This is a genomic window from Streptomyces sp. NPDC031670 (assembly GCF_055580545.1).
The window spans coordinates 1-18,995 of record NZ_JBVILC010000037.1; the positions used below are offsets into that span (position 1 = coordinate 1).

Below are 18,995 nucleotides of genomic sequence, written 5' to 3' on the forward strand. Positions count from 1 at the left end.
GGAACGACGCGACGACATCCACGAAGCCTTCCTCGGCCTCGCCGTCTGCCTCATCACCCACCGCCACGTCCAACGCCTTTGTTAGGGCCAGTTAGCCACGGTCGTTGCTGCTGGCTGGAAGTTGTTCTCGTGGGTGATCGGGGGCCGATAACCAAGGCGGGATTGCTGGCGTCGGGTGTTGTATCGGGTCAGCCAGCGGAAGGCGTCACGTCGCGCCTCATGCTGCTTCGACCAGCCCTTGCGGCCCTTGGCTGCTCACGACGGAAACGTACCTCCGTCTGTGGCGATCGCTGAAGGATCTCTGCCAGCGTCCCGAGCGTCACCATCTTTAGCGATCACTCAAGATAAGCTGCTCCCCGGCTGCACCCGCGCCGTAACCCGAGCGAACCGCCCATGACCACCACACCCGCCGCCCACCCACCGCCTTCGCCCGCACCGTGCGCGGCTCCGGCCCCGAGCTCCTCCTCGCCCGTAACGCGGGCGGAGGCATCGAGGGCAATTACGGGCCGACCCTGGAGAGCCTGGTCGCGGCACACATCGTCGTCGGAGTGGACTTCTCGGGATCGGGCGAAAGCCCCTCATCAGAGCGGCCGTTGCACGTCGACGAGCTGGTGGGCCCAACTGGTCGCGGCGGCCGACGCCGAAGGGCTGGGCACGTTCGCGGTGAGCGGGTACTCACCCGGCGGACCGGTCGCGAGCCGCCTCGCCGCCCACCATCCCGAACGGGTCAGCGCGCTCGTGTTGAGCGCGACGTTCGCCTACGCCGACACGCGTTCGGACATGGCCGCCTCCGTCTGGCAGGGCCTGTACGAGTCCGATCAGCACACCTGGCCGGCCCGCTACCTGAACCTGATGGCTTTCAACGAGGACGCCCTCAACTCTCTCTCTCCCCCCCCAGGCCAGGCAGCCGAGGAACAGCTCACGGCCACCCTGCCGTCCGGCACCGCTGACCAGGTCGACCTGGTGCGCCGAATCGATGTGCGCGGCGACCTCGCGGAAATCGCCGCACCGACACTCGTCGTGATCACCACGGCCGACCCACTCATCTCCCTTGGCCCTTCAGCGGCAGCTCGCCGCCGCCATCCCGGCTGTGGAGAGCGTCGAACTCCCCACCGGTCACCTGCCGTTCGTGGAACGACCACAGGAGTGACTGAAGCTCATCACCGTTCCTCGCGCGGAACTGCACCTCTTACTGCATACGGCACGGCTCAGCCGCAAGGGCCGGAAATGTCGGCCTGGGCGTCCGGGCCGAGGTCGCCCTCGACGACGCTCTGGGCGATACGGGGCCGGCCCCACAGCGCCAGGAGTTCGTTGGCGAGGCCGGCGACGGCCAGGGGATCCTCGTCGAACGGGCCCGTGATGGCGGCGGCCAACAGGCCCGAAGGGACGGTTTCGGCGTCCAGGAGGACGTTCCACTCCTGGGATCCCAGCTCCAGGTATTCGAGTCCGTTGAGGCCCGCGATCTCCAGGGGGTCGATGAGGGTCCCGGGGTGAGCGGTGAGGGATCGCAGTCGGGGCAGCCCCATGAGCGGTGCGAGGCCGACCGGCCGGCCGCCCCGCGCATGGAGAGTCAGTACCTCCAAGCCGGGGTGCACGGCACTCCGGAGGCTCTCCTGGGCGTACGCGGATGACGCCGCCGCCGGTGCGTCCGGCTCCTCGTGGCCGGGTTCCGCCGCGCGCCGGTCCAACAACAGGTCGGTCAGGGAGTCCGCGAGGAGGCGCGCGCCTAGGTTCTCCTCGTGGGGTATGAGGACGACCTGTCCGATGTGCCCGCGGGGACCCGGCGTCAGGTCGATGGCAAGCCGGTCGCCGCCCCCGTTGTCGCCGAACGCGATCCAGCCCGGCGAGCCGGCCAACCCCTGCACGGCGTCAGAAGGCCGTGTCCGGGCCGTCTCCATCGCCGCGTGGTACCAGGGGCACTCGCGGGTCGCCGCCTCCGCGACGTACAACGCCTGCAGGGTGAAGAGTTCACAACGGACCGCTTCGGCATGACGGCTCTGTGCCTCGTACTCACCGTCCCAGTCCGCCCACTCGGCCCGCGTCACCCGGTAGAGCGCCCTGAGCTCCTCGGGCAAGGCGATGCCCAGACGCGTCTCGGCCGCGGCGATGTCGGCCTCGGTGGCACCTACCGCGCCGGGCAGACGCTCGCGCAGCGTCCGTTCGAGCAACACCGGGTCCGCCGAAGGCGCCCGCACTACCCCCGGCGTCGGTTCGGGAAGGCGACGCCAGGGCTCCGGGAGCGCGCCCTCGACCAGGACGAGCGCCCCCGGATTGAACGCGACGCCGAGCTCCACCGCCGAGCTGGGTACGAGCAGGTGGAGCCGGGTGCGTCCCGTCGTCTCCATTTCCATCACGAACGTCACGGCACCGATGCCGTCCCTCACCAGAGTGTCGTGCACCTGCCGCACACCGTCGTTCCACATCTGCTGCAGTGGCACGCTCCAGCCGCTCCGGGTGATACGGCCGATCACCCGGCCGCCCGGGGCAGCGAGCCGGTCGGCGTTCTCCGCCCGTAGGAGTCGCAGCAGGGGCGCCCAGGTCTCGAACGCGTCAATCGAAGACCGGGAATTCTCGTGATGGTTCATGACAGAGACCGTACGTGGAGGCTCGGACACCCTGCCCCGCGAGCATCCCGTAAAACCAGTACTGCCTGAGGCGCCTGCTCCGCAACCGGTGTCGATGCCGCCACCACAGTGGGCGGAGCCGGCGACGTCCGCGGCGGGCGTGGCCGGGGTCAGCCTTGCCGACGGAAGTCCAGCGTGCAGAAGACCTTGTCGTGGCGTTGTTCGCCTACGGCGACGGACCAGGCAAGGGGGCCGTATTCGGCGAATCCCAGCGAGTGGTAGAGATTCAACGCGGCGGCGTTGTCGCCGCGGGCGTCCAGGGTGAGGACCTCGGTACCCGTCTCCCGCGCGTCAGCGATCAAGGCAGCGGTCAGTTACCCGTCCGACGCCACGGCCGTGGGCAAGACGTGGACCACTACCTTCTCCAGATCGGCGTGTGGCCGATGGGTCGGTCGGGCGGGCGCGCCAGTAGCCCAACCCGTCGCGGCGCCGGACGACGTGGCGAGCACAGATGACACACTGGCCGGAACGGCTCGACCAGCGCCACAACGCGACAGTCAACGGCGCACCCGGGCCCACGACCCGCCAGTCCAGCGAAACGGCTCAGTTGTCGTCGAAGGGGTTGTCCATCACTTCGGAGGACTGGCAGAAGGCGATGTTCCCGGTGCTCGCATTGATCTTGCAGACCTCGACATAGGCGTTGTTGATATAGCCACCCGGTTCGGCGTACGTGGTCCACGACGCCGTGTCCTGGCCCGACGGGATGGTCCGCATCCGCCACACGATGTGGCCGTTCTCGCCGTTGGTGATCAGACGGGCACCGATGGCGTAGCCGTCGACCCTGTCGTCCTCGATGCTGATCGTGACCGGGTCCAGGCGGTACGGCTGGAGCCGCCACCCGATGCTCACGCTGCCGGCGAAGGTGTGGTCCGACCCGCTCACGGAGGCCGAGGTGGTCAGCGGGGCCGCGGCGGCGGGCGTGGCGGCGGCCGGGACGATCACGGCGGCCAGGGCCACGCCGGCAGAGGCAGCGAAAGTGTGCTTGAAACGCAAGGGTCCCCCAGAGAACAGCCTCAGCCGAACTGAGGCGCGAGATGATCGCTTTACCGACAGCTGGCCGAAACTCGCCAGCTCAACTTGGCTGCTCCCAGAGCGGTTTCACCCGCCTCGAGCAGCCGCCGCCCTGGGCCGCCCCGGAAGGCGGCCTCTTGATCCGATTGACATGCCCTTCGACCGCACCCGGGCTCCAGGGCAGAATGAGTCCGGCGGTGACGGCGTCGATGTCGCGGTCGATGTCGCGGAGCTGGTAGGACCGATAGACCGCTACGCCCAGCAGCGGACCAGACCGTCCGGGCGAGGACGCCTCAGCGATACCCAGCCACTGCGGCAGCCATGGAACCGCGGTGGGTTCGCCAACAGGCCTCCAGCACCTCCCCGTCCCGCAACGGGAGGAGAGCCGACGCAGCGCCGCGACGCGACGTGGGTCGCTGACGTAGAGAGAGCGACGGCCGCCCGCCATACCGCTATGGCAGGCGGCCCGGTCGGTCAGACGTGGTAGCGGCCGACCTCCAGGAAGTACCGCATCTCCTCCGGGGTGCCCTCGACTGCCTTCTGCGCCGCCGCGCGCAGCGCATTGCTGCTCGCCGGGTCGGCGAGGATCCTGAAGATCGCCACGCGGTCGTCCTCCGCCTGGGCGAGCCGCAGACCCGTCTGCAGGAAATACGCACGGTCCGCGGCGGTACCGTCAAGCGCCTTCGACGCCTCGCGCTTCACGGCCTTGCCCGAGGTGGGCTGGGCAAGGATCCTCGCGATCGCGACCGTGTTGTCCTCGTCCTGTGCGATCGCGCGTCCGGTCTTCAGGAAGTACCGCAGGTCGTCGACGGTACCGTCGAGCGCCTTCTGCGCCTCGCGGTTGACACCCCTGCCGGTGGCGGGGTCCGCGATGATACGCAGGACCGCGATCCGCAGGTCGACCTCAGACATCGTGTCGTACGGTGAGTCGGCATCGGTGGATCCGACTGCGGCGGCGCCGGATGACGAGGGCGAACCGGTGGCGGCGAGAACCGGAGTGGACAGCAGCAGGGCAGGCGCCAGCGCGCCGGTAGCCACAATGAGTGCCGCACGGTACAGCTTCATGAATCCCCCTAGGTTTTGGTAGTTGCCGAGCGTGCGCCCGGCCCACAGAGCGGTCCGGACGGTCAAGTCCCCATCACGCGAACGTCCCTTCCCGACGATCACGACATGGGAGGGCGCCAGGGTTCATTGCCGGATCGCGGCAAACTTCATCCAGTTCTGCTGCTGGTCTGACGATCACGTTGTGGGCGACGAAACCCGCGCGCCATCCGGCGCGGTGGTCGGCACCGAATGCGCCCGTACCAGCAACCTCACGGTGACCCGAAGGGCAGCCGATGACATCGCGATCACCTCGCGCGCGCTGGGCGCAGCGAATCCGAGTAGGGCGGCGGTCGTGGCAGCGATACGGGTAGCGGTCGCGTACACATAGAAGTAGTTTCCTTCTTTCCCAACCAGACAGGTCCACAGGATGCGCACGGCGTCATTGACGCACTTGCCTTGTGTAACGCCCCCTGAACTTAGGCGCGTTCACTGAGCCGGGATCTGCAAGGCGTGCAGAGATTCTCGACACTTCACGCAAGGGCTCTCCCGAACGGGCGAGCTGCCGCGAAGGATCGTCTGGTCCAGGCTGGGCCGTGCGCGGCCGGGCGCAGGGGGGCACGGCCGCCGTGCGGGGGATCCAGGTGTCGTTGCACGGCCGACCAACAAGCCATCAGCAGGTACGATTCCCGACCCATCGGTGAAATCGTCGGCATGAACCCACGTGAGCGGCCGTGACTGCACGCGAGGCAACCCTTGCTCGAGTTGCGCGACCCGCTGCTGTGCACGGACGGGCCAGCGAGGACGCTGGTTGATCTCGCGCTCGCGCCTCACGACGACCGCCACGGCTCCGCGGACGCGGTGGGCAGGCCGGACTGACAGGTGACGGGCAGCCCGGGCGCCGTCGCGGGATGAAGTGATTTCCCTCCCCCGGCGTGTGAACTGCACCCGGAATCAGCCGCCTTGTATGTCCAGGCCCGGTACGAAGATCACGACTAGTGGGTGCTCTCCGAACGAGGCCTGGATGCACCGCTCCCAGATCAGCCTCGCCGCCGCCCTCACCACCCTTGCCGTGCTGCTCTCCCCCGCCCCCGCCCAGGCCGCACCGACCCGCGCAGCCGCCCCCGGTGACACCCTCTCCCTCCCCGTCCGCGACGCCCTGCAGGATCTGCCCGTGCGGGCCGAGGACCGCAGCGGGTACGTACGCACCGCGTTCAAGCAGGAGGTGGATGCGGACCAGGACTGCTGCAACACCCGCCAGGAAGTGCTGAAGCAGGAAGCCATCGAAGCACCGGTACAAGGCTCCAAATGCGCTCTGACCAGCGGACCTGGTGCTCGCCCTATGACAACCAGTACTTCGACGACGCCTGGCACGAACACCTACGGCGGACCAAGTGGAAGCGCCCGTAACCCCTCCCCTGTTCCACAGGGGGCTGGCCTGCACCCGCAGGTCGGCGGGTTCTTCGACCACAGCCTGTTCCAGGGTGCGGCAGGCTTCCCATGCGTGCTGCCATGTCGTGTGCTGGTCAGGTGTCCAACTGCCGCCCTCGCCCTCGCTGGGACGGCCGTACTCGGTCTGGACACAACGGTGATGTCCTCAAACGTCTGCGCCGCATCCAGGGCCAGGTGCGGGGCCCACAGCGCCTCGTCGAGGAGGACACCTACTGCATCGACGTCCTTAGCCAGATCAGCGCTGCCACCAGAGCGCTGCAGTCCTTCGCCGTGACGATGATGGACGATCGCCTCCACTTCTGTGCCGCTGCCGCCATCGCCCAGGGCGGTGACCAGATCCAGTACCAGATCGCCGAAGCGTCCCGGGCGATCGCCCGCATGGTCCGCTCTTGAGCAGCGGCCGGCCGCAGCGAGCGTCAGCCGTGCGCGGCCTCGCCGCGTACGGCGGTGACCAGCCAGGAGCTGCTGCGCAGCCACACGGCGCCATCGGCCTCATGGCGGCGCAGGGCGGCTGTCAGTGCCTGTCGTACCCGGGCCTGCTCCCGGGGGGCGACCTGGTCGAGAAGATGGCGCCCGGGCCCGGAGTCCAGCAGGAAGCTGCGGCATCCGCCGCGTCGGCGCCCCACTTCCCCGGGACCTCGCTGCGCCGCACCTCGACTCCGGCAAACCCGCCCGCGACCACCAGAGCGCGGATGCGGTCGGGATCAGTGAGCGAGAACATACCGGGGCCGCCGGACTCCCCGAAGCCGCCGAGCGGCAGGATGCCCTCCAGCGAGGCAAGGGCCGCGAGCCACTCGTTGGCCTCGGCCCCGGCCGCGCAGATGAAGGCCAGCCGGCCCCCGGGGCGCAGCGCGGCGTGGAGGTTGGCGAACGCGGCGACGGGGTCGGTGAACGGCGTCCAGCGTCGGACCGGTGAAGACCGCTTTGCCGAAGAACGAACCACGCGGACCGTCCCCCGGCCGGGGCAGCCGGATCGGTTCGGGCTCAGCGCCATTGACACCGGGGATGGCGAATTCGGGCAGCCCGGCCAGGTAACGCCCGGACGTCTCTGAGCGGTAGAGCAGCGACGAGCCCGCGCCGGCGACGACGGCTGAGGTCGCAGACCTGGCCCGCCCCACAGCGCTGTCCTGCCGGCTCGCGCAGGCGGTGTAGACGAAAAGGACCGGCTCGTCCGGCGACAGAGAGGTGTAGCCGAGGACCGCACTCATGGTGGTGTCTCGCGGGAGTCCGGGAGCGACCCGGAAATAGGTGGCGAGCGCATCCAGACCCACCACCGCCCGGTCGACCCAGACCGGGCCGATCTCGTGGGTCCGGAACACCGCGGAGGTGACCACCCCGACGCAGGGCGCGCAGCCCCGGACCGCCCACCACAGGTCGGCCTCCTCTCCCGAGCTCCGCTCCGAGAGGTGGACGACGTCGCCGGACGGGAGCACGAGCTCGACCCCGACAAGGTGATCGAGGGTGAGCCCCAGGGACCTCGTCAGATATCCGACGCCCCCTCGGGTGGCCATCCCCAGACCGGCGTGCCCGACGACGCCGACCGGCACCCCACGCCCTGCCAAGGCGAGGACCCCGAGGATGGCGGCCACGGTCGCCCCACCGTCGGCGACCACGCAATCTCCGTCCGGACGGGCGGCGTCCAGGTGTTCCGAGAGGTCCAGCATGACAGCCCCGTCGGCCACACAGTTCGAGCTCAAACCACCACCACGCACCGTCACCCGGGCTCCCGCCGCCGTCGCTGCCCTGAGAACGGTCGAGACGTCGTCGGCCGTGCGAGGCGCCACGACGCATACAGGTCGTCGACGGGCGGCTTCGGGGAAGAAGACCTTCGCCAGAGCGTCTTCGTACCCGGCGGTTCCAGGCGCGCGCACCCTCGATCCGAGTGCAGATCGCAACTGCCCGACGATGCTGTCCGATGGACGGGCCGACGCGCTCACCGCAGCGTCCCGGCCCGACGGCCAAAGAGGCCTCACTCGGCCCAGGGCTCGGCCGAGTACAGGGGGGGGCGGCCCGTCGCGACCGGCCGCCCCCCGTCTCTCCTCGCCCTACCCCAGCCTCACCCCGTCACCGCGTGAGATTGACGGTGAACTCGTTGGTCGGTTCGTCGCAGTGCACCACCTTGCCCGGCCGGTTCCCCGGGCCGTCGCCGATGATCGGGGCCGGCAGGTTGACCACCCACGGATTGCCGCCGCTGCCCCGGCCGCCCGCCGAGCAGAGCCCGTAGGCGTTGCCGTTGGGGGCGGTCACGGGGACGTTGGAGAAGTTCCTCCAGTCCCCGCTGTTGATCCGGTGGTTCGACGGGCGACCGAGGTTGTCGGTCATCCGGTCGTCGACGTACACGTACAGGTCGGGCATGTAGGACTGGAAGACGATGCCGTTGGACGGCGTCGCGTCGTCGTCCTTCATCAGGTGCATCGGCTTCACTGACCCGTCGGCGCAGAAGGCCGCGGCGATGTCCTGCCAGATCGGGGGCGCGTTGCCGATCATGGAGCCCCACATGTTGTTGTTCCATGTTCCGGTGTTCTTGAAGAACAGCGCGTAGACGTCTCCGGCGAACGTCTTCACCGCGTGGTTGGCCGTCAGGCTCGCGTTGACCTTGTCCACCCAGGCCTGGACGTTGTCGTTGATCGACTTGTGGCCGATCATCGCGCGGTAGCCGTGCACCCCACCGCCGATGGCGCGGACGTCAACGCACTGCTTGGCATCGTCGATGCGTACCCCGCGGAAGTGCGGGAAGTACGCCTGCCCGGGGGTGTCCCCGTCCGTGTAGGGGTGGGAGGTCTGGACGTTGCCGTACTCCAGCGCGTCCTGGGTGGTGTAGTCGATGTCCGGGGCGAGGATGCCGTAGTCCGCCTCGATCGCCTTCATGATCCTGGTGACGAAATGGGGCAGGTGGGCGTTGCCGACGCGGGCCCGGTAGTTCGACCCGGCGCTGCCGTCGACGATCTTGCCGTCCTCGCCGACCACGAACGTCACGTTCACCTCGGACTTGATCTTGTAGCTGTTCGGGTCCTGGTACGCCTGGGAGGCGGGCCTGGACACGTCCGGGCGCGGGTTGGCCATGGCCATCCACACCGGGATCGACATCTCGGGGGCGGAGCCGTCGGCGCGCGGAGCCCACCCGCCGGCCCGGATGTCTCTGGCCCACTGGGCGGCCGCGTCCCACGTCTGCTGCCCGGTGCACTCACCGACCGCGGTGGCCGTCGGGCAGCGCTTGTGCCAGGACAGCCCGATGGCGTCGGCCCCGTCCGGGTTGTCCCACAGCGGACCACTGTCGGCCAGGCCCAGCCCCCAGTCATAGAGGGACTTCATGGACCGCACGGGCGTGTTCAGGTCCGTGACCGGCCAGTTGGAGTTCAGTTCCTGGTTCGGGTCGAAGACCGCGGCCGCGGTCAGGGAGCGGTGGACGAACGTGCCCCTGATCGGCTTGAAGGCGACGGAGTTCCAGGCGATGTCGCGGTCGCCGGTGCCCATCTTCGAGTAGTTCGTCAGGGTCACCTTCGGTGGGGAGGTGAACTTGTACGCTCCCAGCGGCACCCACTGGCCGTTGCTGGCGTCCTGGTCGACGTACCGCTCGTACGGGCCGCCGACAGCGCCGCTGATGACGTACTTCGCGTCCCTGGTCTGCGCTCCGGTGTCCGGGACGTAGGCATAGACGGCGGCGAGGTCATAGCTCTTACCGGCTGTCCACTCCCCCTCGATCGTCATCCGGTTGCCGTCGCCGCCGTAGTGGGACTCGTCACGGGTGTGCGTGTACCAGAAGTGGCCGCCGTGGCCGCCGCCGATCGAGTGCAGATCGGCCTTGGCCTCGTAGTGCTGGTCCCGGTCGGCGTTGAAGGTGAACTGGAACGTGCCCGTCGATGCGGCCTTGCCGCAGGCCGACCATGTCTGGGTGCCGGTGGGGACGGAGGTGACGACGTCGGAACCCGCCGGGGCGGTGCACACCGGGGCGCCGTTCTTCAGTCGGTAGCCGCGGCCGGGCTCGGCACGCAGGGTCTGGTACTTGATGTTCTCGTGGCCGCACGTCTGTTGGCAGTCGGGCTTCCAGGTCGCGTTCTCCTGGTTCCACCAGAACTGCTCGTAGCAGGCCTCGTCCGGGCAGTCGATCGGGCTTGCGGGATTGCAGTTGTTCTTGGTGTTGCAGAAGGTGCCGATCGGCGGGCTGACCCGGGAGCGGTCCTCGAAGGTGGCCCACCAGGCGGGGTTGAAGCCGGCGGAGGAGAACCCCGATTCCCCCTTCCAGTCCTGGCGGCCGTCCGTGGCGTAGGAGAACCCGGTATCGATGGACCAGGCGGACCAGCCCATCACCTTCATCTCGTACGGCCAGTACTGCGGGGTCGCCGCGTCACGGATGTTCTTCGAGTCGATGCTGACATCCATGAACGGGTGGTCCCAGGCGCCCTTCTTGTACATGGGGTTGGCGGGGTTGTTGTACCAGCCCAGACCCCAGCTGCCGCCGTGCTGCGCGGCCGACGACCGGGGGTTGAAACCGAGGTTGTAGTTCCAGGCCGCCGTGAACCAGTTCTCCATACGGGCGGGGTCGTCGTTGTTGACCGTGATCCGCTGCCCGTCGGCGTGCACCTCGTTCCACTTGTCGGCGAGGATCTTCATGGAGGCGGCGATGTTGGTGGCGTAGTCGACGGCGATCGCCTTTTGCAGCGCCGGTTCCAGGCTCGTTTCACCGGCCTTCTCGTGCCCCTTCAGGCGCATGCCGTCGGTGACCTGTCCGACGCCGTAACCGCAGTCGGACTTGTCCCAGTTGATACGCCAGTAGCCGAGGTAGGTGTCCTTGGTGCTGTGGCCGTAGTAGCCGTCCACGGCGGCCAGCGGGCTGCCCATCTGGCCGGGGACCGCGCCGGACTCGGCCTGCCACAGGTTGGACTCCTGCGCCAGGATGCCCAGCAGCACATTGACGGGGATCTTGCCGCCCCCCTTCAGCTCGGGGCGGGGGAACAGGCCCTGCGGGTCGATCGACAGCAGCCCCGTCTGGCCGCGGTAGTCGCCCTGGCGGATCCAGTTGCCGCGCAGCTCGCCGCGTACGGCCATGTCCACCGCCCACTCAACCTGGTTGGCCGTCGGCTGGAGTGCCTGCACGTCCAGGTCGTTGCGGGAGACCGAGCACCAGCGGTCGGTGTCACGCGGATCGTGGGAGACGGTCGCGTCCGCGGTCGCGCGCGGCAGCGTACGCGGCCGGGCGTCGCCGGTCAGGGCCGGGGAAAGCCCCTGGGCGGGTGGCTGCTCCGTCGGGGCGACCTGCTGGCGGACCTCTTTGCCCGTCACGGTGGCGGTCGAGGTGATGGTCACCGCGGTGTCGTCGTCCGACGTCGCGGGCGCCGTCCCGGAACGCGAGCGCACCCCCGCCTCCGGCTCGGCCGGCCGGCCGGTGTCCTTCCCGGCCGCCTTGATCCGGGTCAGCCCCGCGCGGATTCCGGGGGTGAGGACGGGGGCGACGGCGAGGTGGCCGCGGGAGGAGACGTCGGTGTCGGCCGGCGCGTCGAGCCGGGTCACCCCGCTCCCGGCGAGCTTGACGTCGCGGGGGCGGCCGGTGAGGAAGGCGCGGCCCTGCGCGCCGGGTGCCAGATCCAGGTCGCCCAGGCGCCCGGTGGCGAGCGTGAGCGGCTCGCCGCGGCCGCCGTACACCTTCGCCCGCGCGGTCGTCAGGTCCTTGCGGTCCACGAAGCCGATCCGGCCGTCCGCCAGGGGGCGGATGTCGAAGGGGATGCTGTCGCCCCGGGCGAGACGGCGGATCTTCCCCTTGCCGTCGACCTGGACGAGATCACGGCCGAGCCCGGCGACCACACCGTCCTTCACCGGGACCGCCGACGACACCTGCCCCCGCAGCTCACCCGTCTTCGTGACCGTTTTTCCGGCCGTGTCCACGGTGATCACCCGCGTCTTCACCTGCGCCTGGTCGTTCATGTCGCGGTACTGGGTGAAGGCAGCCGTGTGTGTGACGGTGTTGCAGGAGGGGTCGAAGTAGGCGAGCGTGGCGGTGAACGGCAGCTTCGTCACCTCGCCCGTCCGGGTGTTCACGATCGCCGTGAACGCACCGCCCTGCATCAGGTCGGGCTTGTTGGTGAAAGCGCGCGGGGCGTAGACGGCGGCCACATGGGAGTCGTCCATGACGCACTGGTTGCCGATCCAGGAGTCGGCCGGCACCCCGGGCTCGGCCAGCGCGGCGACCGTCTTCCACTCGTACGCCCGTGCCTCGTCGGCGACGAGTATCTTGAAGGCTTTGGCGTCGGCCGCACCGGTCACGGCGCGGTCCTCGGAGGTCTTCCAGCCTTCGCCCAGCGTCTCGCCCGGACTCTCCACGCGTAGGGAAGGGCCGGGTGGCGGGGGGTCCCCGGCGGAGCGGGCCGGCGCGGCGGCCGCGGGAGCGGCCTGGAGCAGGCCCCCGGTCAAAGCCGCGCAGACTGCCGCCGCGGCGGCCGGTATGCAGGCCCGTCGAATGGATCTCACAAGAGGACTCCCCCGTGTCTCGTCGGTCGGGGGCTGTGCCCGCTCGGACACAGCCGTGCTCACCCGCCCGGCGGGACCATGCCTGCACGGGGCTGTCCGCCGGGCGGGTGGGCACTGTGCCGGGCGCACATCCGGTGCGGCCGGCAGATCTTCGATGAACGCACCCACCGCTCACCCAGGGGCGGTCACGGGGTGCGCTGCCCCGGCGGAGCGGCCGGCCGGGGTGCCGTCCCCGCCGCCGCCCCGCCCCGCTGTCAGTACCGCATCAGCCAGTGCTGCTCCGGCGGGTAGTCCGAGGCGCAGGTCCACAGGGTGAGGTAGGTGCCGTTGCCGGCCGAACCGCCCTTGTTGGTAAGGCACTTGTCCGAGTACTTGGTCTTGATGGACCAGTCGTCCGACCAGAACTGCTGACTGCGGTTGCCGCCGCTGTTGTCGCACGGCCACAGGGTGAGCACCGCGCCGTTGGTGCCGTAGGCGTCGCCCCGCGGGGTCAGGCACTTCCCGCTCGCCTTGTGGACGATCTGGTAGCCGTCGTGGTCCCACTTCTGCAGTTCGTCCCCGGTGCAGGACCACAGCGTGATGACGGTCCCGTTGGCCGTGCTGTTGCCCTGGGGGGTGGCGCACTTCCCGGGGTACCAGGTGCCGGGGCCGACCGGAGTGAGGAGCTCTCCCCAGTTGGGGCCGGCCGCCGAGGCCGCCGGGGCCATGGCCGTGTGGAAGCCCAGCGCCAGGAGGACCGCCGACAGGATCGCCATTGGCTTGCGCATGACACGCCTTTCATCAGAGAGGGACACCGCCCGCGCCGGTGCATCTCGCCACGCCGACGGCCAGTTGGCCCGGCTCGGTTGTCGCGGACTCGTCGCATCCTCCGGTGCGGTATGTCCCGCTCGCCAGGGGCGGCTGTCCCGAGGGCGTCCCAGGACAAGATCGGCTCCCGCGCCCGGCGGGCGCGGCGCGGGCCGAAACGACCGGCGGTCACCCACCGGCCCCGGGCGCAGCCCTCGGGGCAGAAGCGCGGGGCCGAGGGCGAGGGTCTTGGCGGCAACCAGGCTGGTAGGCGAGGCAGGTGGACAGCAGTTCCTCGTGGCAGCCACGCGCGATGGCCCGGCCGCCCTTCAGGACGACGATCCGGTCGGCGTGGCGCACGGTCGACCGCCGGTGCACGATGACCAGCAGGGCGCACTCCCCGGCGGCCTCCCGCAGGACGGTGGTGAGCGCCGCTTCGTTGATGGCGTCCAGGTGGGAGCTCGGCTCGTCCAGCAGGAGCGAGGAGGGGCGGGCGGGGCGTGGACAAGTGCCACACCCTGGCGTCCGTCGGCCGAGAGGGCCGACCGCCGCTCGCCGAGCATCCCCGACCGGCCGCCGGGGCAGTCGCCGGACGACCCGCCCAGCTGGACGAGTTCGATCACACACCGCCGGATGTCGGCGTGCGCCGGGTACGGGGTGGCGTACGTGGCCGTGCGGGGGGGGCGTACGTGATGATTTCGCGCCGGTGCCCTGCACGACGTGAGTGTTCCGGTCGACGACGGCGATGCGCCACGACAACCCCCACTGGCTCCTCCACGTCGGCCCCGACCTCCGCCTCAGCCGCCAGATCGCCCTTCCCGATTCTCCCGCGCACCAACTCACCCTCGACGACCTGCACCCCGACGCAGCCGCCTCCCAGAAAGCCACCTGAAAGGTTCCCCTGCCACTGGCCACCGACAGAGCCACAGCACCGGTAGGGGGTGGACGGCGTGCCGTCGGTGGCCTGACGGCACGCCCGTTCCGCTCCGGAAAACCGGAGCCATGTGCTATCCCGACGTACCGGCGCGCCCATGAGGGCTCCGGGCCCCTCTTCGAGTACGGCCGGCCGACGCTCGATCTCCGGCGGCACGGGGAAGCGCCGCCGCAGTACCCAGGGCAGCCCGGCCGCCGCGTGCGCGGGGCGCGCACCCAGGCCGCATCACACGAAGCACATGCGCCAGCCGTAAGCGTTGGGCCATGCACACTGGCAAGCGCCATGACCGCCTTCGCCCTGGCCTTCGACGGCGCCTCATCCCCCAGGGCAACTCCAGCCGCGCCACACCCAGTTACGCCGCAGTATTTACAGACTCTCCGGCGGTTGGCGTCCATCCGGTCTGATCGGGCCGCGAGCCGCAGCACCCCCGGATCTGCTGCGAAATCACGCGCTCGCGACGGCAGTCAGGGCTTTCCATAAGCCCTGGTTATCGGAGATTGCAGATCTTGGCGTTGATGGGCCGAGCGGGGAACCGGATGATCGGTCGCGGACCATCGGCGCCACGACACCACCGTCATCCGATACAGGAGGACCCCGCATGCACACCCCCTCCGACACCGCCCGCCAGGTCCGGTTCGGCCCGGGCGGCGACTGCGGCGTCGCGGGCGCTGGCCGGGCCGAGCCCTGGCCGACGGAGCACGCTGCCGAGGTCCTCGGAGCCCCGTTCGCCGAGGCCCTGGGCCTGAACCGGGTGGTATCCGTCCTTCGACGGCGACACCCACATGTCCACCCCGGTCAGGTACGGCTGCCTCGTGGACACCAGTTACTTGTCACCTGGTTAGCCGCTCGTTAAAGGCACCCCGCGTGAGCAGACAGCCCGGCGCTGGCATGCGCAGACGACCAGGACGGCTGGGACGGTCGTGCTGACCGGACAACGGTCCTTCCCAGGGCCGTCCCGTGGACCCAATGACTTGATAGGCACGCGACAAGCCCTCACGGGCGACTCATGGCGAGGCTGTTGTATACGCGGCCGGCGGAGGAGCGGGCCACGCTCGGGGTCGGGGCGGGCTACGGGGCAGGCTCTTCCGGAGGGGACCAGCGGGACAGTTGGGCGTCCGCCAGCGTCAGGCGGGGCGTGGCAGCGATCATGGGCCGGTCCGCGCGCAGCCGACGCAGTGGGTCGCGGCCGGACGGATCTCCAGACGTTCGGGCGGAATCGTCCCGCCGCAGGCTTCGCACCGCCCGTACTGTCCGCGTTCCAGCCGTTCCAGGGCCCGGTCCAGCTCTGCCAGGTGCTCGCGTGCCGCCGCCATCAGGGAAGCCACGTGAGCCCGCTCGAAGGCTGTGGTGCCCCCTTCGGGGTCGTGCTCGTCGTCGACCGCGACCAGGGCGTTCGCCGCGACGATTCCGTCGTAGTCTCGGGCTCGGGCTCGGCAGGACGGTAACGGGAAGGGTCACCCATAGTTGCCCCAACACCAGGAGGAAGGCGCCGATTCCCCCTGTCCGTCACCGGCGCCGCCCGGCTTCCCCCACAACGGTGGCGCCGTCCACGCCGTTGGGATGTCGGCGGAGACCGGCCCGGCCACCGCCTCAGACAGCAGCCAGGCTCTTCGCCATGACCCGCTCCCTGCCCATGCCATCGGGCAGAGGATCGCCGGGCTCGCCCGTGTCTGTGAAGCCGTGCCGCTCATAGAGCGCGGTCGCCCTGCGGTTTTCCGGCATGACGGACAGCCGGAGCTTGGTGGCACCGCGTTCCACCGCCCACCGTCCGACCTCTTGGATCAGGTAGTCACCCACGCCCTTGCCCCGAGCCATGGGGCTGACCCACATCGAGATCAACTCCACGGTCTGTGCTTGTTCGCCCGGCACTCCGCTGGCCATGCCCGCCGGAAGGCCGTCGAGGTGCGCGACGAGATCGTACGCGCCGGGAATCGACAGACGGGCACGCCAGCGTTCCTCTCGGTCGCCAGGGCCCTGCCACTGGGCCAGCGTCGATCCGAACGCGTAGGGCGCCTCGGCAAGCGCGGCGAGTCGCACTTCTCGCCAGAGGGGCCAGTCGTCCGATGTCAGAGTGCGCAGTTCAAGCATGATCCAGACTCTGCCCGGCCGCCGAGGCGATCGGCAAGTTGATTATCCCCCGCAGCACACGACAACAGCGGTGAACGTACCTCCACATCTACGTCTGCATCTACGACCTGGGGGGGTTGGTCGGCGAACAGTAGGGTGACGTCGGCGGGGCGGAATCCCAGACGGTAGTAGATACGAGCCACGTTCTCCTCCGCATAGGCGAGAAAGACTGTTTGCACTCCTTGATCTCGAGCGTGGGTGGCCAGGGCCGCCGTCGATTCGAGCAGGCAGCGAGTCGCTCGTGCGGCGCATCCCACCACGGAGCAGTGGCGCATCGCATCCGAAGATCGAACCAGGGGGAACCCGCGGTTCGGAGAGGGCCGGAAACGTGGGCCCTGAAGGGCCCCGTCACAGGAGACCCTCAGTGGAGGGTGAGAACGTCAGTCGCCCAGCCCTGGCCGATCGATGCGGTAGAGGTAGTGGGTGTGGTCATCGACCGGGTTGTCAGGCACCAGGTCCCCGACTCCGACCCGGCGCAGACCTGCTCGCTCCAGCGCCCGCCACGACCGGCGATCGGCCGCCGCCACGGGGACGAGAACGCATGGGGCAAGCGGCTGTTCGGCCCATATGCGCATGATGACGGAATGAATCAGCGCCGTCCCCATGCCCTGGCCGGTCTGGCGGGGTTCACCGATCAGGTAGTCGATGGTCATCGCTCCCTCAGGCACAGGAACGATGGCCGCCACCTCTGCCAGATACTCCGGGTAGTCGGACAGGCGTGAACACTGGACGAGACCGACTGGTCGCCCTTCGAGGAAGGCGAGGAGGTCCTCCGAAGGCTCCTCGCCTCGCGCGGCGGGACCGAAGTCGCGCGCGACCGCTTCCGCCGTGGTCTCGTGATTCCACCAACGCTTCACATGGGGTTGCCCAAGCCACCTGCGCAACAGAGGGAAGTCCTCCTCCCCGACCCGACGCCATGTGAACTCCATGAGACCGCCCCAAGACAGTTGCCGATGCGTCGCAGGCTATCTGTCAGCCCCCGGCGCCCACGGCTCATCCCTGCTCCAGGTGCCAGTCCTGCTCGGCCGGCTCTCCGCCCGCGCACGTCCACAACGTCACCCAGGTGCCGTTGCCGAAGTTGCCGCCGTAGTTGGTCAGGCACTTGTTGGAGTGGGAGGTCTTGATGTTCCTGAAGGAGTCCACGGCGGATTGATCGAAGTCCTGGCTCTCGGCGCCCGTACACGGCCACAGGGTCAGTACGGCGCCGTCGGAGTAAATACGGTCACCCCTCGGAGTCAGGCACTTCCCGCTGACCTCGTGCACGATCCTGTCACCACGCCATATCCAGTTCTGCAGGTCGCTGCCGGTGCAGTCCCACAGCGTGATGGCTGTTCCGTTGGCAGTGCTGTTCCCCTGCGGCGTCGCGCACTTGGCGGCGCCCCCGGGTATGTAGTTCCGCAGCGGCGCGCCGGGCATCTGGGAGGCCTGCACTGTCGCGATGCTGGGAGCGACGAAGCCAAGAAGGGCGGCGGCGGTGGCCGCGATACGGGTGACGGTACGAATGCGCATACGGGTTCTTTCCTTTACCAAAGGACAAAGTCCACGGGGGTGAGCACGACGCCATGGCCACCATGGGCCACACCAGTGAATATAGGCACGCCGAGCCGGTTGGTATGTGCGCTGGGTGCAGCGCTTCTCGACACTTCCTGCAAGGAACCGGCAATCAGACGGTCCCCCCAGCGCGTCCCCGCCGTCCCCACTCCCCCGCCACCCTGGCGGCACCGCATTCAGCCCTCGTCGCGGACCACGGTGGTATGGGTACCGCTTCGGGCCGCCTCACCGTTCACGACCCCTCGGTCGGCCGTGGTCGCCGTCAAGTGTGCAGGTTGACCTCACACTTGAGGCCGTACTCGCGGCCCGGGCGGCTGCGCGGTGTTCGCCGGGGGTGATGCCGTACGCGTTTCGGAACGCGCGGCCGAAGACGGTGGGGCTGGCGAACCCCCAGCGGGCCGCGATGGCCTCGATGGTGTGGCGGCTCGACTCGGGGCGGCCCAGTTCGACCAGCGGGAGGACGAGCCGGTCCACGATCTCCTCGCCCACCGGCTCCCCGGCCCGCATGGCCCGGCGCAGATCCGCGCGAGCCTGATCGAGAGCGGGCCGGCGGGGCCGGTCACCGCTGCCGGGCAGTTCGACGGTGGCAGCGGCGAAACCGTCCGCCACGGCGTGCCGGGCCCGGGCCAGCAGCCGGGGGTACATCTTGTCCAGTCCCAGCGGAGGGTGGCCGAGCAGGATCAACGGCAGTGGTGCGGATCCGGGGGCGGACGCGGGCATCCACAGGATGCCGGGGATCTCGCCGAGGGTGAAGGTGCGCTCGAGGACACCGTCGTCGAAACGCTGTTCGGAAGTGAAGTGCAGGGGCATGGTGGTGCTGGTGGTGCCTTTCGGGAGTGCACAGGACGGCGCTCCAGGACGACCTATCGCCCGACCGTGACCCCGGACGAGAGCACCCACGTCGTTACTGCGTTCACGGGTACCACCTCCTCGTTCTCTCGCACGGCCTCCGGAAACGTAGCAGAGGCCGCCGCGGTCCACCGACGGGTTTGCGCTCCCGCCGCGGC

At 69.4% G+C, this 18,995-nt stretch carries 14 protein-coding genes and 3 pseudogenes; 3 read left to right on the forward strand and 14 right to left on the reverse strand.

Annotated elements, in window-relative coordinates; genetic code table 11:
* Nucleotides 1-393: 393 nt before the first annotated feature.
* Nucleotides 394-987: pseudogene (locus ACZ5ID_RS35595) on the forward strand (alpha/beta hydrolase); the annotation flags it as partial.
* 221 nt (nt 988-1,208) lie between these two features.
* On the opposite strand, the gene ACZ5ID_RS35600 reads toward ACZ5ID_RS35595, so the two are convergent.
* The 4 genes and pseudogenes from ACZ5ID_RS35600 to ACZ5ID_RS35615 form a co-directional block, all read right to left on the reverse strand.
* The gene (locus tag ACZ5ID_RS35600; protein ID WP_468906557.1) at nt 1,209-2,585 is read right to left on the reverse strand and encodes an SMI1/KNR4 family protein; all 1,377 of its coding nucleotides are present in this window, start codon (nt 2,583-2,585) and stop codon (nt 1,209-1,211) included.
* A gap of 149 nt (nt 2,586-2,734) precedes the next feature.
* A pseudogene (locus tag ACZ5ID_RS35605) lies at nt 2,735-3,053 on the reverse strand (GNAT family N-acetyltransferase); the annotation flags it as partial.
* Between the two features lie 114 nt (nt 3,054-3,167).
* Nucleotides 3,168-3,581, reverse strand: a complete 414-nt coding sequence (locus ACZ5ID_RS35610) for a hypothetical protein (protein ID WP_468906559.1) — start codon at nt 3,579-3,581, stop codon at nt 3,168-3,170.
* A 528-nt stretch (nt 3,582-4,109) separates the two neighbouring features.
* Nucleotides 4,110-4,700: an ALF repeat-containing protein gene (locus tag ACZ5ID_RS35615; protein ID WP_468906561.1), complete on the reverse strand. Its 591-nt coding sequence runs from the start codon at nt 4,698-4,700 to the stop codon at nt 4,110-4,112.
* A gap of 1,476 nt (nt 4,701-6,176) precedes the next feature.
* Here ACZ5ID_RS35615 and ACZ5ID_RS35620 point away from each other — a divergent pair.
* Entirely contained in the window at nt 6,177-6,521 is a 345-nt protein-coding gene (locus tag ACZ5ID_RS35620; RefSeq protein ID WP_468906563.1) for a metal-sensitive transcriptional regulator, read from the forward strand.
* A 121-nt stretch (nt 6,522-6,642) separates the two neighbouring features.
* Here the strand turns inward: ACZ5ID_RS35620 and ACZ5ID_RS35625 are convergent, their stop codons facing one another.
* The 4 genes and pseudogenes from ACZ5ID_RS35625 to ACZ5ID_RS35640 form a co-directional block, all read right to left on the reverse strand.
* A complete protein-coding gene (locus tag ACZ5ID_RS35625) occupies nt 6,643-7,071 on the reverse strand; it encodes a hypothetical protein (protein WP_468906623.1) in 429 nt (142 codons plus the stop codon).
* A 469-nt stretch (nt 7,072-7,540) separates the two neighbouring features.
* Nucleotides 7,541-8,101 (reverse strand): annotated as a pseudogene (locus ACZ5ID_RS35630) (FAD-binding protein); the annotation flags it as partial.
* Nucleotides 8,102-8,192: 91 nt separating this feature from the next.
* Nucleotides 8,193-12,443: an SGNH/GDSL hydrolase family protein gene (locus tag ACZ5ID_RS35635; protein WP_468906565.1), complete on the reverse strand. Its 4,251-nt coding sequence runs from the start codon at nt 12,441-12,443 to the stop codon at nt 8,193-8,195.
* 401 nt (nt 12,444-12,844) lie between these two features.
* Nucleotides 12,845-13,357 carry an RICIN domain-containing protein gene (locus ACZ5ID_RS35640; protein ID WP_468906567.1) on the reverse strand — a complete coding sequence of 171 codons (513 nt, stop codon included), beginning with the start codon at nt 13,355-13,357 and terminating at the stop codon, nt 12,845-12,847.
* A 764-nt stretch (nt 13,358-14,121) separates the two neighbouring features.
* On the opposite strand from ACZ5ID_RS35640, the gene ACZ5ID_RS35645 reads away from it, so the two are divergent.
* Entirely contained in the window at nt 14,122-14,268 is a 147-nt protein-coding gene (locus ACZ5ID_RS35645; protein WP_468906569.1) for a hypothetical protein, read from the forward strand.
* Nucleotides 14,269-14,884: 616 nt separating this feature from the next.
* On the opposite strand, the gene ACZ5ID_RS35650 is transcribed toward ACZ5ID_RS35645, so the two are convergent.
* From ACZ5ID_RS35650 to ACZ5ID_RS35675, 6 genes are all read right to left on the reverse strand, one after another.
* The gene (locus ACZ5ID_RS35650) at nt 14,885-15,130 is read right to left on the reverse strand and encodes a hypothetical protein (protein WP_468906572.1); all 246 of its coding nucleotides are present in this window, start codon (nt 15,128-15,130) and stop codon (nt 14,885-14,887) included.
* 325 nt (nt 15,131-15,455) lie between these two features.
* A complete protein-coding gene (locus tag ACZ5ID_RS35655) occupies nt 15,456-15,716 on the reverse strand; it encodes a TraR/DksA family transcriptional regulator (protein WP_468906617.1) in 261 nt (86 codons plus the stop codon).
* Between the two features lie 184 nt (nt 15,717-15,900).
* Nucleotides 15,901-16,398 (reverse strand): GNAT family N-acetyltransferase, encoded by a 498-nt coding sequence (locus ACZ5ID_RS35660; protein ID WP_468906574.1) that lies wholly within the window; start codon nt 16,396-16,398, stop codon nt 15,901-15,903.
* A 419-nt stretch (nt 16,399-16,817) separates the two neighbouring features.
* Nucleotides 16,818-17,366 (reverse strand): GNAT family N-acetyltransferase, encoded by a 549-nt coding sequence (locus ACZ5ID_RS35665; RefSeq protein WP_468906576.1) that lies wholly within the window; start codon nt 17,364-17,366, stop codon nt 16,818-16,820.
* Between the two features lie 64 nt (nt 17,367-17,430).
* Nucleotides 17,431-17,946: an RICIN domain-containing protein gene (locus ACZ5ID_RS35670; protein WP_468906580.1), complete on the reverse strand. Its 516-nt coding sequence runs from the start codon at nt 17,944-17,946 to the stop codon at nt 17,431-17,433.
* A gap of 267 nt (nt 17,947-18,213) precedes the next feature.
* A complete protein-coding gene (locus ACZ5ID_RS35675) occupies nt 18,214-18,792 on the reverse strand; it encodes an AraC family transcriptional regulator (RefSeq protein WP_468906620.1) in 579 nt (192 codons plus the stop codon).
* Between the last annotated feature and the right edge of the window lie 203 nt (nt 18,793-18,995).

What these genes read in the sequence shown, in the direction of transcription:
- ACZ5ID_RS35600 (WP_468906557.1), bottom strand. Translation starts at nt 2,585, where the DNA reads ATGAACCATCACGAGAATTCCCGGTCTTCGATTGACGCGTTCGAGACC.
- ACZ5ID_RS35615 (WP_468906561.1), bottom strand. Translation starts at nt 4,700, where the DNA reads ATGAAGCTGTACCGTGCGGCACTCATTGTGGCTACCGGCGCGCTGGCG.
- ACZ5ID_RS35620 (WP_468906563.1), top strand. Translation starts at nt 6,177, where the DNA reads ATGCGTGCTGCCATGTCGTGTGCTGGTCAGGTGTCCAACTGCCGCCCT.
- ACZ5ID_RS35640 (WP_468906567.1), bottom strand. Translation starts at nt 13,357, where the DNA reads ATGCGCAAGCCAATGGCGATCCTGTCGGCGGTCCTCCTGGCGCTGGGC.
- ACZ5ID_RS35645 (WP_468906569.1), top strand. Translation starts at nt 14,122, where the DNA reads ATGCGCCACGACAACCCCCACTGGCTCCTCCACGTCGGCCCCGACCTC.
- ACZ5ID_RS35660 (WP_468906574.1), bottom strand. Translation starts at nt 16,398, where the DNA reads ATGCTTGAACTGCGCACTCTGACATCGGACGACTGGCCCCTCTGGCGA.
- ACZ5ID_RS35665 (WP_468906576.1), bottom strand. Translation starts at nt 17,366, where the DNA reads ATGGAGTTCACATGGCGTCGGGTCGGGGAGGAGGACTTCCCTCTGTTG.
- ACZ5ID_RS35670 (WP_468906580.1), bottom strand. Translation starts at nt 17,946, where the DNA reads ATGCGCATTCGTACCGTCACCCGTATCGCGGCCACCGCCGCCGCCCTT.